The following is a 14473-nucleotide window of genomic DNA, read 5'->3' as shown; positions in this document are numbered from 1 at the left end:
GGGCAGCGGCTCTATGGCGCTTTAGCCCGGGCGCCGAAGGCCGCGGAAGTGCGGATCGGGCCGGTTCCCGCCAGTACTCAGGGCGGGAAAAGTGGGCGAACGGTATCGGCCGGGAACCGAATCGTTCCTGAACAGGGGTAAAGAAGTGGATGATTCGATTGGAGTTTTTGCTCTGGAGCAGGGCCGTTCGCCCCATCGGATCAAGGTCTTAGCCGGCAAACGGCCAATGTGACGGATTTCGCACTGGGCCTGTCGTGCCCACCCGATCGGGTGTGCCGTGCGCGCGCCTAGAGGACCGCTGCCAGCCGGCAGGCCTGGTCGATCGCGCGCTTGGCATCGAGCTCGGCCGCCACGTCGGCGCCGCCGATCAGGTGCACGCGATGCCCCGCCGCCTGCAGCGGCGCTGCCAGTCCACGCTCGGGTTCCTGCCCGGCGCAGACCACGACATGGTCCATCGGCAGCAGCTGTGGCTGTCCATCCACGCGCAGGTGGAAACCCTCGTCATCGACGGCCACGTACTCCACGCCGCCGATCATGCGCACGCCCTTGTGCTTGAGCGTGCTGCGATGGATCCAGCCCGTGGTCTTGCCCAGCCGCGCGCCGGGCCGGCCGGGGCTGCGCTGCAGCAGCCAGATCTCGCGCTGCGGCGGCGCCACGCGCGGTGGCACCAGGCCGCCGGCGCTTTCGAACTGCGGATCGACGCCCCATTCGTGCATCCACTGTGCGACATCCAGGGTGGGCGACGGCGCCTCCTGCACGAGGAACTCGCCAACGTCGAAGCCGATGCCGCCCGCGCCCACGATTGCAACGCGGCGTCCCGGCACCACGGTTCCGCGCAGCACGTCGAGATAGCCCAGCACTTTCGGGTGATCGTGCCCTTCGAAATCGACACGACGCGGCGTCACGCCGGTGGCCAGCACGATCTCGTCGAAGCCCGCCAGCGCCTCCGGCGTCGCCTCGGTGGACAGTCGCAGGGCGACGCCGGTTTCCCTGATGCGGTGGTCGAACCAGCGCAGTGTCTCGCCGAACTCCTCCTTGCCCGGAATGATCCGCGCGAGGTTGAACTGTCCGCCGATGCGCTCGGCGCGATCGAACAACACCACCTCATGCCCGCGCTGCGCTGCGACCGTGGCGCAGGCCAGTCCCGCCGGTCCGGCGCCGACCACCGCGATGCGCTTGCGCGTGCCTGCTGGCAGGTAGTTCAGCTCGGTTTCCGCGCAGGCGCGCGGGTTGACCAGGCAACTTGCAGTCTTGCGCTGGAACACGTGGTCCAGGCAGGCTTGGTTGCAGGCGATGCAGGTGTTGATCGCCTGTGGCATCCCGGCGCGCGCCTTGTTCACCCACTCCGGATCGGCGAGCAGCGGCCGCGCCATCGACACCATGTCGGCGCCGCCGCTGGCGAGGATGCCTTCGGCCACGTCGGGCATGTTGATGCGGTTGGTCGCGACCAGCGGCAACGACACGTGTGGCTTGAGCTTCGCGGTGACGCCGGCGAATGCCGCGCGCGGCACCGAGGTTGCGATGGTCGGCACGCGCGACTCGTGCCAGCCGATGCCGGTGTTGATGATCGTCGCGCCGGCGGCCTCGATCGCGCGCGCCTGCTGCACGATCCCGGTCCAGTCCGATCCATCAGGCACCAGTTCCAGCATCGACAGGCGGTAGATGATGATGAAGTCGGGGCCGCAGGCTGCGCGCACGCGGCGCACGATCTCGGTTGCAAAGCGCATGCGTGCGGCGACATCGCCGCCCCAGGCGTCACCGCGGCGATTGGTGCACGCGCTGAGGAACTGGTTGATCAGATAGCCTTCCGAACCCATCACCTCGACGCCGTCGTAGCCACCGTCGCGCGCGAGCCTTGCGGCGGTTGCGTAGGCATCGATGGTGCGTTCGACGCCGCGTGCGGTGAGCGCGCGCGGCGTGAACGGCGTGATCGGCGACTTGACCTTCGACGGCGCCACCGACAGCGGGTGGTAGGCGTAGCGGCCGGCGTGCAGCAGCTGCAGGCAGATCTTCGCGCCGTGCGCGTGCACGGCGTCGGTGACCTGGCGATGCTTGCGCGCTTCCCACGGCCAGGCCAGGCGGCTGGCGAACGGTGTCAGCCAGCCTTCGAAGTTGGGTGAGAAGCCGCCGGTGACGATCAGTGCCACGCCGCCGGCGGCGCGCTCGGCGAAATAGGCGGCGAGCCTGGGGAAGTCGCGTTTGCGGTCCTCCAGGCCGGTATGCATCGATCCCATCAGCACGCGGTTGCGCAGGGTCGCGAAGCCCAGGTCGAGCGGCGCGAACAGGTGCGGGTAGGACGTGGCTGCGCTGTAGTCGGCCGTCATGCTCGGAATACGCTGGCGTATGGATTGCCCACGATGCCGCGAACCTGGCGCCGCGGCAAGTCGGCGCCAGCCCCTGGCGCTGCGGTCAGGCCGGCGAGGCCTGCGCGACCACCGGCATCCGGGTGTCGCACCAGGGCAGGGCGCGGCCGACCAGCGGGCCGATCAGCACCGCGAAGGCCACCGTGCCCAGGCCGACGGTGCCGCCCATCCACCAGCCGGCGAGCAGCACCGAGCCTTCAATGCCGGTGCGCACCGCCCAGATCGGCCAGCCGAAGCGCGCGTGCAGACCGGTCATCAGTCCATCGCGTGGGCCGGGGCCGAAGCGCGCGCCGATATACAGCCCGGTCGCCAGCGCCAGCAGGAGCAGGCCACTGGTGAACACGAGCACCTGCTGCCATCCGATGCCGAAGTCCGGCAACAGCCAGAGTCCGAACTGCGCGCTGGGCCCGACCAGCAGCGCGTTGAGGGCGGTCCCCAGCCCAAGGCGCTGCCGTAGCGGCCACCACAGCAGCAGGACGGCCACGCCGATCAGGATGGTGAGCAGGCCGAACGACAGTCCGGTCTGGTGCACCAGGCCCAGGGTCAGCACGTCCCAGGGCGCCACGCCGAGGCCGGCGCGCACCATCAGGCTCATCGCCAAGCCGTACAGGAAAACCCCGGCCAACAGCTTGGCCAGGCGGAGCGCCAGCAATGGGGGAAGGGTCATGGCGACGAATTGTCGCCGGAATGAAGACGCCCACGGCGTTCGCGCCACGCGCTGCTGTGTTGCAGCAGCGTGGGTGTTCGACGCGCGGCCTTACCAGCCCGACAGCGCCAGCTTGCCGATGGTGCGCCCGGATTCCAGGCGCCGATGTGCCTCGCGCAGGTTGGCTGCGTTGATTGGCGAGAGCGTGTCGCGCATTGTGCCGCGCAGGCGCCCTTCGTCGAACAGCGCGGCTACGCGCGCGAGGATGCGCCCCTGTTCGGCCATGTCGGCGGTTCTGAAGCGCGGCCGCGCAAACATGAATTCCCAGTGGATGCCGATGCACTTCGACTTGTAGGGATCGCCGATGCGCAGCGCACCCGCCGGCTCGACGATCAGCCCCACGCGCCCCTGCGGGGCGAGCAGTTCGCCCAGCTCGGTCCAATAGTGGTCGGTGTCGGCGAGGTTGAGCGCGGCATCGACCGCGTCGAGACCGAGCGTGTGCAGCTGCGGGGCCAGCGGCTGGCGATGGTCGATGACGTGGTCGGCGCCAAGTTCGCTGCACCATGCAACTGTTTCCTCGCGCGAGGCGGTCGCGACCACGGTGAAGCCGGCGAGCTTCCCCAGCTGGATCGCGATCGAACCAACGCCCCCGGCGCCGCCGATCACGAGCAGTGTCCTGCCGTTGCCGCCGCCTTCGACGGCATAGCCCATGCGCTCGAACAGCAGTTCCCAGGCGGTGAGCGCGGTCAGGGGCAGTGCCGCGGACTGGGCGAAATCGAGGGCCGCGGGCTTGCGCGCCACGATGCGCTCGTCGACCAGCTGGTACTGCGCATTGCTGCCCGGGCGGGTAATGTCACCGGCGTACCAGACCTCGTCGCCGGGACGAAACAGGGTGACATCCGGGCCCACCGCCTCGACCACGCCGGCGGCATCGAAGCCGAGCACGCGCGGCTGCGCCTCGACCTGCGGCTTTGGCGCACGCACCTTGGTGTCGACCGGATTGACCGACACGGCCTCGACGCGGACCAGCAGGTCGCGGCCGCTGGCGAGGGGCGCGTCGAGTTCGACGTCGAGCAGCGACTGAGCATCGTCGATGGGCAGGTAGCGGGTGAGGGCGACGGCTTTCATGGTGTGTGCTCGCGTTGGGCGGGGGCAGGCGCTGGCGTCTGAACGAGCGTGCCGGCGTCCGGATGATAGGCACCGGCAGGCGGAGCGGGTCGTGAGATACCGCTTGACTCCGCTCTCCGGGCCGATACCTGAACGAAGGCGCGCCGCGGCAGGATTTCGGGAATTGGTCCGGCTCCGGCAACCCGCAGGTGGCGATACAGGTGAGGCAGTGGTCGCGCCGGCAGGGCTGCTTGCGCGCAACTCGCTGAAACCCCTATAATTCCGCTCCTGTCCGCCCTCGATGGCAGGCAGATCAAATAATAACTACAGAATCGAACACTACAGAGGCTCCACATGTACGCAGTACTGGTCACCGGCGGTAAGCAATACCGCGTGGCGCAGGGCGAAACGCTCCGCGTCGAGAAGCTCGAGGCCGAAGCCGGCAACGAGATCAGCTTCGACAACATCCTGATGCTGGGCGGCAGCGATGGCGTGACCATCGGCGACGCGCTCAAGGGCGCAACGGTTACCGCCAAGGTCGTCAGCCATGGCCGCGCCGACAAGATCCGCGTCATCAAGTTCCGCCGCCGCAAGCACCACATGAAGCGGCAGGGACATCGCCAGCATTACACCGAAATCGAGATCACCGGCATCGCCGGTGGCGACAAGAAGTAAGGAGAAGCAGTCATGGCACACAAGAAGGGCGTAGGTTCCTCGCGCAACGGCCGCGACTCCAACCCGAAGTACCTCGGCGTCAAGATCTTCGGTGGCCAGGCCATCGATGCCGGCAACATCATCGTGCGCCAGCGCGGCACCCAGTTCCATCCGGGTCCGGGCGTCGGCCTGGGTCGCGACCACACGCTGTTTGCGCTGGTCAACGGCAAGGTCGAGTTCGGCGTCAAGGGTCCGAACAAGCGCCGCACCGTGAGCGTGGTCGCGCAGGCGTAAGCCTCGCGTCATGCCGAGCGAAGGGCCCCGCCGCGCGCGGGGCTTTTCGTTTCAGTGCCGTGGGTCGGGGAAGGGAATCCAGGCGCGAACAGGCTGGACCGGATCCGATTCCCGCGGTGTGTCATCCCGAGCGCAGCGAGGGATCTCGCTTGCCGGCGACTGGACACCAGATCCCTCGCTGCGCTCGGGATGACAAGTTACTGAGCCTGCTGCGCTCGGGATGACAAATTGCTGAGCCAGTTACGCTTGGTATGACAACTTACTGAGCCCGCCGCACTCTGGATGACAAGTTACCGAGCCCGCTGCGCTCGGTTTTTCAATCTCCAATCTCCAATCCCCACCCCAATCCCTGATACCTGACGCCAATGAAACTCGTCGACGAAGCTGAAATCACCGTCACCGCCGGCAACGGCGGCAACGGCTGCGTGGGTTTCCGGCGCGAGAAGTTCATCCCGCTCGGCGGGCCCGACGGTGGCGATGGCGGCGATGGCGGCAGCGTGTACCTGGTCGCCGACGAGAACCTCAATACCCTGGTCGACTTCCGCCACCAGAAGCAGTTCCGCGCCCAGCGTGGCGAGAACGGCATGGGCCGGCAGATGTACGGCAAGGGCGGCGAGGACGTGCTGATCGCCGTGCCGACCGGCACCGTGGTGCACAGCGTCGATACCGACGAGGTGATCGGCGACCTGACCCGCCACGGCGAGCGCCTGCTGGTGGCGCAGGGCGGCCGCGGCGGCCTGGGCAACATGCATTTCAAGAGTTCGACCAATCGCACGCCCCGCCAGTCCACGACTGGTACGTCGGGCGACGAGCGCACGCTGCGGCTGGAACTCAAGCTGCTGGCCGACGTCGGCCTGCTCGGATTTCCCAACGCGGGCAAGAGCACGCTGATCCGCGCGGTGTCGGCGGCCACGCCAAAGGTGGCGGATTACCCGTTCACCACGCTGTATCCGAACCTCGGCGTGGTCAGCGTGGAGCCGGCGCGCAGCTTCGTGATCGCCGACATTCCAGGCCTGATCGAGGGGGCGGCCGAGGGCGCGGGGCTGGGCGCGCTGTTCCTGCGCCACATCCAGCGCACTCGGCTGCTGCTGCACCTGGTCGAGATCGAACCGCTGGACGGCACAGACGCCGTCGACCAGATCCGCACCATCGAGGGTGAGCTCAAGCGCTTCGACGCGGACCTGCTGGACAAGCCGCGCTGGCTGCTGCTCAACAAGGCCGACCTGATTCCGGCCGAGGATGCGCGTGAGCTGGCTGCACGCATCGTGTCGGAACTCGGCTGGTCGGCGCCCTGGTTCGTCGTCTCGGGCCTGGCGCGCGAGGGCACCCGCGAGGTGATGCTGAAGGTGCAGGCCTACCTGGACGAATATCTGCGCAGCGAGCGCGAGGCGGCGGACGAGCTCGGCGACTGAGGCGGCGATGAAAGCGCCGGACACCTTTTTCTGCCACGGATCTGCGCGGATGAACGCAGATCAGGCAAACGCACGCGGAACACGCGCCACCCCGCACCCGATTCGCGTTCATCCGCGTCAATCCGTGGCCAACACGAAAACCGCCTCCGCAGAAACGAAAAACCCGGCCGGAGCCGGGTCCTTCTGCAGCGGCCTGGGCCTGCGATCAGGCGGCTTTGAGCGCCTTGATGCGGGCGGTCAGGCGGCTCTTGTGGCGTGCAGCCTTGTTCTTGTGGATCAGGCCACGCGAACCGAAACGGTCGAGCAGCGGCTGGGCCACGGCGAATGCGGTTTCGGCGCCGGCGGCGTCGTTGGCGTCGAGGGCCTTGAGGACCTTCTTGACGGCGGTGCGCAGCTGCGAACGCTGGGCCGTGTTGCGCGCGTTGCGCACGACGGTCTGCTTGGCGCGCTTCTTGGCGGACTTGATGTTGGCCACGATAGGATCCTGGAAACTGGTATGGAAGTGAACGGCGAAAGCCGGCTTGGGCCGGGCTTCGGAAAGACGGAGCCGGAAATTATGGGGGATTCAGTCACTTGGGTCAACAGGGTCGGCACTCGGGAGGACAGGACGTGAGTGCGCCGGATCCGGTCCTGCCGCCGGGCGCCGGGGCGGCCGCGGCACCGCGGCGCGCCGGACTGCTGCGCTCGACCGCCGTGTTCAGCGCGATGACCTTCATCTCGCGCATCACGGGTCTGGTCCGCGACCAGGTCTACGCGGCAGTGTTCGGCGCCAATCCGGCCATGGACGCCTTCCTGGTCGCGTTCCGCATCCCCAACTTCCTGCGCCGGCTTTCGGCCGAGGGCTCATTCTCGATGGCCTTCGTGCCGGTGCTTTCGGAGTACCGGGAGCGCCAGGACCACGCTGCAGTGAAGGCGCTGGTCGACCGCGTCGCCGGCACCCTGCTCGCGGTGCTGCTGGTGCTGACGGCGCTGGCAGTGCTGGCCGCGCCCTGGGTGATCCGGGTGTTTGCGCCCGGCTTCGATGCCGACGGCCCGCAAGGCCAGCTGGCGGCGGAGATGCTGCGCATCACCTTCCCCTACCTGCTGTTCATCTCGATGGCTTCGCTGGCGGGCGGCGTGCTCAACAGCTATCGCCATTTCGCGGTGCCTGCGCTGTCGCCGGTGCTGATGAACATCGCCATGATCAGCGCAGCGCTGGCGCTGGCGCCGCGCATGGACCAGCCGGTGATGGCGCTGGCCTGGGGCGTGTTTGCCGCCGGCATCCTGCAGCTGCTGTTCCACCTGCCATCGCTGGCGAGGCTGGGCCTGCTGCCCAGGCCGCGCTGGGGTGCGGCGCACGAAGGCGTCCGGCGGGTGATGAAGCTGATGGTGCCGACCCTGTTCGGCTCGTCGGTGGCGCAGCTCAACCTGCTGCTCAACACGATCGTGGCGTCGATGCTGATCGGCGGCAGCGTGACCTGGCTGTATCTGGGCGACCGGCTGCTGGAGTTTCCGCTGGGCATGTTCGGCGTGGCGATCGGTGCGGTGATCCTGCCGCACCTGTCCAGCCGCCACGCGGTGGCTGACCCGGACGGGTATTCGAAGGCGCTGGACTGGGGTTTCCGGCTGTGCCTGATGATCGCGATACCGGCATGCCTGGGACTCATGCTGTGCGCCGAGGCGCTGGTGGCGACGCTGTTCCAGCACGGCCGCTTCACCCCGCACGACACGCAGATGGCGCGGCTCACGGTGCTGGCGCTGTCCACCGCGCTGCCCGCGTTCCTGCTGGTGAAGGTGCTGGCACCGGCCTTTTATTCGCGCCAGGACACCCGGACCCCGGTGAAGGCGGGCGTGGTGGCGGTGGCGGCGAACATCGTGGCGACCCTGCTGTTCCTGGCTGCGCTGCTGTGGCTGACCGGGGTGGGGCGCGAGGCCTGGGCGGCCAGCGGCGGCGACATCCGCGCCGCGCTCAAGCTGCTGCCCGGTGCGCACGCCTGCCTGGCGCTGGCCACTGCCGTGGCCGGATGGACCAACGCGCTGCAGCTGTGGTGGTACCTGCGCCGGGCGCAGGTGTTCCGCGCGCAGCCGGGCTGGGGCAGGTTCTGGCGCCAGCTGGCGGTGGCCAGCGTGGCGATGGCGGCCGTGGTGTTTGCCCTGCTGCTGGCCTGGGATGGGTGGACGGCGTGGCACTGGAGCGAGCGGGTCTGGAAACTGGCCGTGGTGGTGGGCGCGGGTGGCCTGGTCTACGTGGCGGCCCTGTGGCTGCAGGGGATCCGGCCGCGCGACCTGCGCCATTGAGCATCACGCCCCTGGATCGCGGCCGGTGGACTGCGTGCGCGCCGGGCGCGCGGGGCGCCCGCTATACTCCGCGGTTCACATGAGCAGGCTGTTTCGCGACGTCGATGGCGGGCCGCTGTGCCCCAACGGCAGTGTGGTCTGCATCGGCGCGTTCGACGGCCTCCATCTCGGCCATCGCGCACTGGTGCGCCACGCGGTCGACCGCGCACGCGCGCTGGGCGTGGAAGCCGTGGCGCTGAGCTTCGAGCCGCTGCCGCGCGAGTTCTTCGCCGCGGCCAGTCCGCCGCCGCGGCTCAGCCTGGCGCGCGGCAAGGTCGAAGGGCTGCATGGCCTGGGCATCGACTGCGTCGGCCTGCTGCGTTTCAACGCGAAGCTGTCAGCCATGGCGCCGCAGGCGTTCGTCGAAACCGTGCTAGCCCGGCGGCTGGCCGCGCGCGAGGTCTGGGTCGGCCCGGAGTTCCGCTTCGGCCATCGGCGTGCCGGGGACATCGAAGTGCTGCGGGCCGCGGGCGCGCAGCACGGCTTTGCGGCAGCCGAGATCGAGCCGCTGCACCTGGACGGCGAACGCGTGTCGAGCACGCGCATCCGCCAGGCGCTGGTCGCCGGCGACTTCGATGCGGCCACGCGCCTGCTCGGCAAGCCGTATGCGGTGTCGGGGCGGGTGGTGCGCGGCCGGCAGCTGGGCCGCACGCTTGGCTATCCGACCGCCAACCTGCGCTTTGGCGGCAAGGTGCCGGCGCTGCGCGGCATCTACGCCACGCGCGTGCACGGCATCGAGGCCGGCGCCGCGTGGCCGTCGGTGTCGAGCTTCGGCACGCGGCCGACGGTAGGCGGCATCGAGCCGCTGCTCGAGGCGCACCTGTTCGATTTCGAAGGCGACCTGTACGGGCGGCGCATCGAGGTCGAGTTCGTCGCGCGCCTGCGCGACGAGGAAAAGTTTCCCGACCTGCCGACCCTGGTCGCGCAGATGCATCGCGATGCCGACGAGGCCCGTCGCATCCTCCAACAGCACACTCCAGGGCGGGCCACCGCGTGACCGAAGACAACGACAGCCAGCGCTACAAGTCCACCATCCTGCTGCCCGCGACGGAGTTCCCGATGCGCGGCGACCTGCCCAAGCGCGAGCCGGCCACGCTCGAGCGCTGGGAGCGCGAGGGCCTGTACGCGCAGCTGCGCGAAAACGCGAACGGGCGCCCGCAGTTCATGCTGCATGACGGCCCGCCGTACGCGAACGGCGCGATCCATCTGGGCCACGCGGTCAACAAGATCCTCAAGGACATCATCGTCAAGTCGAAGTATCTCGCCGGCTTCGACGCGCCCTACGTGCCGGGCTGGGACTGCCATGGCCTGCCGATCGAAATCGCGATCGAGAAGAAGTACGGCAAGGTCGGGGTGAAGCTCGACGCGGTCGAGTTCCGGCAGAAGTGCCGCGAGTACGCGCAGGCGCAGGTCGAGATCCAGCGCAAGGACTTCAAGCGCTTGGGCGTGATCGGTGATTGGGACAACCCCTATCTCACCCTGGACTTCCGCTTCGAGGCCAACGAGATCCGCGCGCTGGCGAAGATCGTCGACAACGGCCACCTCACCCGCGGCGTGAAGCCGGTGCACTGGTGCTTCGATTGCGGCTCGGCGCTGGCCGAAGCCGAGATCGAATATGCCGACAAGCTCTCGCCTGCGGTCGATGTCGCGTATGCCGCGCGCAGCCCGCAGGCGGTGGCGCGCGCGTTTGGCGTCGAGGTGCCCGAGGACGTCGAGGTCGCGGTGGTGATCTGGACCACCACGCCCTGGACGCTGCCGGCCTCGCTCGCGATCTCGATGGGCGAGGACCTGGAATACGCGCTGGTCGAAGGTCCCGCACGTGGCGGCAAGCGCCGCTGGCTGGTGCTGGCCGACGCGCTGGCTGAAAGCGCGCTCAAGCGCTATGGCGTCGAGCAGGCGCAGGTGCTGGGCCGGGCGCTGGGCGCGAAGCTCGAAGGCCTGGTGTTCGCGCATCCGTTCTACGACCAGCGCGACATCCCGGTGCTGCTGGGTGACCACGTCTCGGCCGAGGACGGCACCGGCGCCGTGCACACCGCGCCCGGACACGGTCAGGAGGACTACGCGGTCAGCAAGCAGTACGGGCTGATCGACCGCTACAGCGCGGCCGAACTCAATCCCGTCGACGGCCGCGGCGTCTACCTGCCGTCGACGCCGGCCGCGGATGGCGTCGAACTCGCCGGCCAGCACATCTGGAAAGCCAACGACACGATCGTCGAAGTACTGCGCGCGAGCGGCGCACTGCTTGCGTCGCGCAAGCTCGAGCACAGCTATCCGCACTGCTGGCGGCACAAGACGCCGATCGCGTTCCGCGCCACGCCGCAGTGGTTCATCTCGATGGACCAGGCCAACCTGCGCGCCGACGCGCTGGAGGCGATCAAGGGCGTGGGCTGGTTCCCGGGCTGGGGCGAGGCGCGCATCACCGGCATGGTCGAAGGCAGGCCGGACTGGACCATCTCGCGCCAGCGCACCTGGGGCGTGCCGATCGCGCTGTTCGTGCACCGCGAGACGGGCGATCCGCATCCGCGCAGCAGCGAGCTGATGCGGCAGGTGGCCGATCGCGTCGAACAGCACGGCGTGGACGTCTGGTACACGCTCGACGCCGCCGAGCTGCTTGGCGACGAGGCGAAGGACTACGACAGGATCACCGACATCCTCGATGTCTGGTTCGACTCGGGCGTCACCCACGAGGGCGTGCTGCTCGAGCGCGGCTTCGGCAAGCCGGCCGACCTGTACCTGGAAGGCTCCGACCAGCACCGCGGCTGGTTCCAGTCCTCGCTGCTCACCGGCGTCGCCATCGACAAGGCCGCGCCCTATCGCCAGTGCCTGACCCACGGCTTCACCGTGGACCAGCACGGCCGCAAGATGTCCAAGTCACTGGGCAACGGCATCGAGCCGCAGGACATCATGAAGACGCTGGGCGCGGACATCCTGCGCCTGTGGATCGCCAGCGCCGACTACAGCAACGAGATGTCGCTGTCGCAGGAGATCCTCAAGCGCAACGCCGATGCCTACCGCCGCATCCGCAACACCTCGCGCTTCCTGCTCGGCAACCTCAACGGCTTCGAGCCCGCGCGGCACCTGTGCGCGCCTGAAGAGATGCTCGCGTTCGACCGCTGGATCGTGCATCGCGCCTGGGAGGTGCAGGAGAAGATCAAGGCCGCCTACGCGCGCTACGACTTCTCCGAAATCGTGCAGCTGCTGCTCAACTTCTGCAGCGTCGACCTGGGCTCGCTGTACCTGGACGTCACCAAGGACCGGCTCTACACCATGCGCGAGGATTCGCGCGGCCGGCGCAGCGCGCAGAGCGCGATCTACCACGTCACCGAGGCCTTCGTTCGCTGGATCGCGCCGGTGCTCAGCTTCACTGTCGAGGAGATGTGGGGCTACCTGCCGGCGCCGGCCGCAGGCGCGCGCGAGCGCAACGTGCTGATGGCCACCTGGTACGAAGGCCTGGCGCCGCTGCCGGCCGACGCGCTGCTGTCGGCGAACGATTTCGAGCGGCTGCTCACCCTGCGCGAGAACGTGGCCAAGGTGCTGGAGCCGATGCGCGCCAGCGGCGAGATCGGCGCGGCACTGGAGGCGGAGATCGAGCTGCACGCTGGCACCGCCGACCAGATCCGGGTCGCGCCCCTGGTCGACGAGCTGCGCTTCTTCCTGATCAGCGGCGACGTGAAGGTGCTGCCGTTCGACGGCGAGGAATCGCGGATCGTCGCGACGCGGACCAGCAAACCCAAGTGCGTGCGCTGCTGGCACCATCGCGCGGACGTGGGCACGAGCGCCGCGCATCCGCAGCTGTGCGGTCGCTGCGTGTCGAACGTGGAAGGCCCGGGCGAGGATCGGAAGTGGGTCTGACCGGAACCCGCCGCAGGCTTCCTCCTGTAGGAGCGGCTTCAGTCGCGACCCGGTCTTCGGTGAGCCGGGGAGCGATCGGTGCTGAAGCCGCTCCTGCGCGGGCGATCCGGGAACACTGCCGAACACCAGCCAAGGGAACACAATGACCTCGTCCATACGACCCAACGCGTTGCCCTGGCTGATCCTGTCGGCGATCGTCATCGTCCTCGACCAGCTGAGCAAGTGGTGGGTGCTGACCAGCCTGCCCGAGTACACCGCGATACCGGTGATCGAAGGTTTCTGGAACTGGTACCGCACCTACAACACCGGCGCGGCCTTCAGCTTCCTGGCGGGCGCCGGCGGCTGGCAGAAGTGGTTCTTCACCGTGCTTGGCGTGGGCATCAGCGGCCTGCTCGCGTTCTGGTTGTCGCGCACGCCGCGCGCCGACTGGCGCACCGCGCTGCCGTTCGCGCTGGTGATCGGCGGCGCGCTGGGCAACATCATCGACCGCCAGGTCCACGGCCACGTGGTCGACTTCATCCAGTGGCACTGGAAAGGTCATTACTGGCCGGCCTTCAACATCGCCGACTGCGCGGTGGTGGGCGGGGCGATCGGCATCGCACTGTTCGGACTGTTCCAGGGCAAGGGTACGGACGGCGCGAAGCGTCGCTGAGCGCAGCAGCAAGGGCGCGAATGCGCGTGTCCACCGACCGGGGCGGTCCTTACGTCACCGGCGGAGAGTCACTTTTTGCGCCCCGACCGGGTGATGGCCTCGCCGGCCGGCGCCTTCTGGCCGTGGCCATGCCGCCGCACCGGCCCGCGCAGGCACGCCGTCGCCGCCTGCGACACACCGTGTTCCGGCGCTGTTGCCCGCCTGGGCGCTACACTGCGCGCCATGGACATCGTCCTCGCCAATCCCCGCGGTTTCTGTGCCGGCGTCGACCGCGCCATCGAGATCGTCAAACGCGCCATCGAGACCCTGGGCGCGCCGATCTACGTGCGCCACGAAGTGGTCCATAACCGCTTCGTGGTCGAGGACCTGCGCCGCCGCGGCGCGATCTTCGTCGAGGAGCTCGATGAAGTGCCCGATGGCAACACCGTGATCTTCAGCGCCCACGGCGTCTCCCAGGCGGTGCGCGAGGAGGCGGGGCGACGCGGCCTGAAGGTGTTCGACGCCACCTGTCCGCTGGTGACCAAGGTGCACTTGGAAGTCGCGCGCCAGTGCCGCGCCGGGCGCGACGTGGTGCTGATCGGACACGCCGGCCACCCGGAGGTCGAGGGCACGATGGGGCAGTGGAAGGCGGAAGCCGGCAGCGGCCGCATCTACCTAGTCGAAGACCTGGAGGATGTGGCCTGGATCGACCCGTCGCAGCCGGCCAACATCGCCTACACCACGCAGACCACTCTGTCGGTGGACGACACCCGCGACATCATCTCCGCCCTGCGCGCGCGCTTCCCGCTCATCCAGGGCCCGAAGAACGACGACATCTGCTACGCCACGCAGAACCGGCAGGACGCAGTGCGCGCGCTGGCCCAGCAGTGCGACCTGGTGCTGGTGGTCGGCTCGCCCAACAGCTCCAACTCCAACCGCCTGCGCGAGCTGGCCGAACGCGATGGCGTGGAGTCCTACCTGATCGATGGCGCCGCCGAGATCGACCCGGAGTGGGTGGTCGGCCGCCGCCATATCGGCGTCACCGCCGGTGCGTCGGCCCCCGACGTGCTGGTGCAGGGCGTGCTGACGCGCCTGCGCGAGCTGGGCGCCGGCCCCGTGCGCGAACTGCACGGTGAACCCGAGAGCATGGTGTTCGCCCTGCCGAAGGAACTGCGGCTGCAGCTGATCGACTGAACGC

12 protein-coding genes are annotated in these 14473 nt (G+C 68.7%); 8 read left to right on the top strand and 4 right to left on the bottom strand.

The annotated features are described in order from the left end of the window. Positions 1 to 287: 287 nt before the first annotated feature. The 3 genes from ACW5DW_RS14460 to ACW5DW_RS14450 form a co-directional block, all read right to left on the bottom strand. On the bottom strand, positions 288 to 2324 hold the full coding sequence (locus tag ACW5DW_RS14460; protein ID WP_457019830.1) for an FAD-dependent oxidoreductase: 2037 nt from the start codon (positions 2322 to 2324) through the stop codon (positions 288 to 290). Between the two features lie 85 nt (positions 2325 to 2409). Next, on the bottom strand, positions 2410 to 3030 hold the full coding sequence (gene yczE, locus ACW5DW_RS14455; protein ID WP_457019829.1) for a membrane protein YczE: 621 nt from the start codon (positions 3028 to 3030) through the stop codon (positions 2410 to 2412). A 90-nt stretch (positions 3031 to 3120) separates the two neighbouring features. Next, on the bottom strand, positions 3121 to 4137 hold the full coding sequence (locus ACW5DW_RS14450) for a zinc-binding alcohol dehydrogenase family protein (protein ID WP_457019827.1): 1017 nt from the start codon (positions 4135 to 4137) through the stop codon (positions 3121 to 3123). Between the two features lie 333 nt (positions 4138 to 4470). Here ACW5DW_RS14450 and rplU point away from each other — a divergent pair, with 333 nt between their 5' ends. The 3 genes from rplU (at position 4471) to cgtA (ending at position 6476) form a co-directional block, all read left to right on the top strand. After that, the gene (gene rplU / locus ACW5DW_RS14445; RefSeq protein WP_457019825.1) at positions 4471 to 4791 is read left to right on the top strand and encodes a 50S ribosomal protein L21; all 321 of its coding nucleotides are present in this window, start codon (positions 4471 to 4473) and stop codon (positions 4789 to 4791) included. 12 nt (positions 4792 to 4803) lie between these two features. Beyond that, positions 4804 to 5064, top strand: a complete 261-nt coding sequence (gene rpmA, locus ACW5DW_RS14440; protein ID WP_457019823.1) for a 50S ribosomal protein L27 — start codon at positions 4804 to 4806, stop codon at positions 5062 to 5064. Positions 5065 to 5429: 365 nt separating this feature from the next. Further along, positions 5430 to 6476, top strand: a complete 1047-nt coding sequence (cgtA, locus tag ACW5DW_RS14435) for an Obg family GTPase CgtA (protein ID WP_457019821.1) — start codon at positions 5430 to 5432, stop codon at positions 6474 to 6476. 205 nt (positions 6477 to 6681) lie between these two features. On the opposite strand, the gene rpsT is transcribed toward cgtA, so the two are convergent. Continuing rightward, complete coding sequence (gene rpsT, locus ACW5DW_RS14430; protein WP_457019819.1) at positions 6682 to 6951, bottom strand: 30S ribosomal protein S20; 270 nt, start codon at positions 6949 to 6951, stop codon at positions 6682 to 6684. 200 nt (positions 6952 to 7151) lie between these two features. Here rpsT and murJ point away from each other — a divergent pair, with 200 nt between their 5' ends. From murJ to ispH, 5 genes are all read left to right on the top strand, one after another. Next, the gene (gene murJ, locus ACW5DW_RS14425) at positions 7152 to 8753 is read left to right on the top strand and encodes a murein biosynthesis integral membrane protein MurJ (protein ID WP_457019898.1); all 1602 of its coding nucleotides are present in this window, start codon (positions 7152 to 7154) and stop codon (positions 8751 to 8753) included. A gap of 79 nt (positions 8754 to 8832) precedes the next feature. Further along, positions 8833 to 9789, top strand: coding sequence for a bifunctional riboflavin kinase/FAD synthetase (locus ACW5DW_RS14420; RefSeq protein WP_457019817.1), 957 nt, complete (start codon positions 8833 to 8835; stop codon positions 9787 to 9789). 62 nt (positions 9790 to 9851) lie between these two features. Continuing rightward, positions 9852 to 12644 carry an isoleucine--tRNA ligase gene (gene ileS / locus ACW5DW_RS14415; RefSeq protein WP_457019896.1) on the top strand — a complete coding sequence of 931 codons (2793 nt, stop codon included), beginning with the start codon at positions 9852 to 9854 and terminating at the stop codon, positions 12642 to 12644. A 142-nt stretch (positions 12645 to 12786) separates the two neighbouring features. Beyond that, positions 12787 to 13296 carry a signal peptidase II gene (gene lspA, locus ACW5DW_RS14410; RefSeq protein ID WP_457019815.1) on the top strand — a complete coding sequence of 170 codons (510 nt, stop codon included), beginning with the start codon at positions 12787 to 12789 and terminating at the stop codon, positions 13294 to 13296. 222 nt (positions 13297 to 13518) lie between these two features. Beyond that, on the top strand, positions 13519 to 14469 hold the full coding sequence (gene ispH, locus ACW5DW_RS14405) for a 4-hydroxy-3-methylbut-2-enyl diphosphate reductase (RefSeq protein ID WP_457019813.1): 951 nt from the start codon (positions 13519 to 13521) through the stop codon (positions 14467 to 14469). The last annotated feature ends 4 nt before the right edge of the window (positions 14470 to 14473 follow it).

Source organism: Luteimonas sp. A482, from assembly GCF_054072655.1.
Note: the sequence above shows the minus strand (reverse complement) of the source record. Positions and strands in the feature narration are given on the sequence as shown.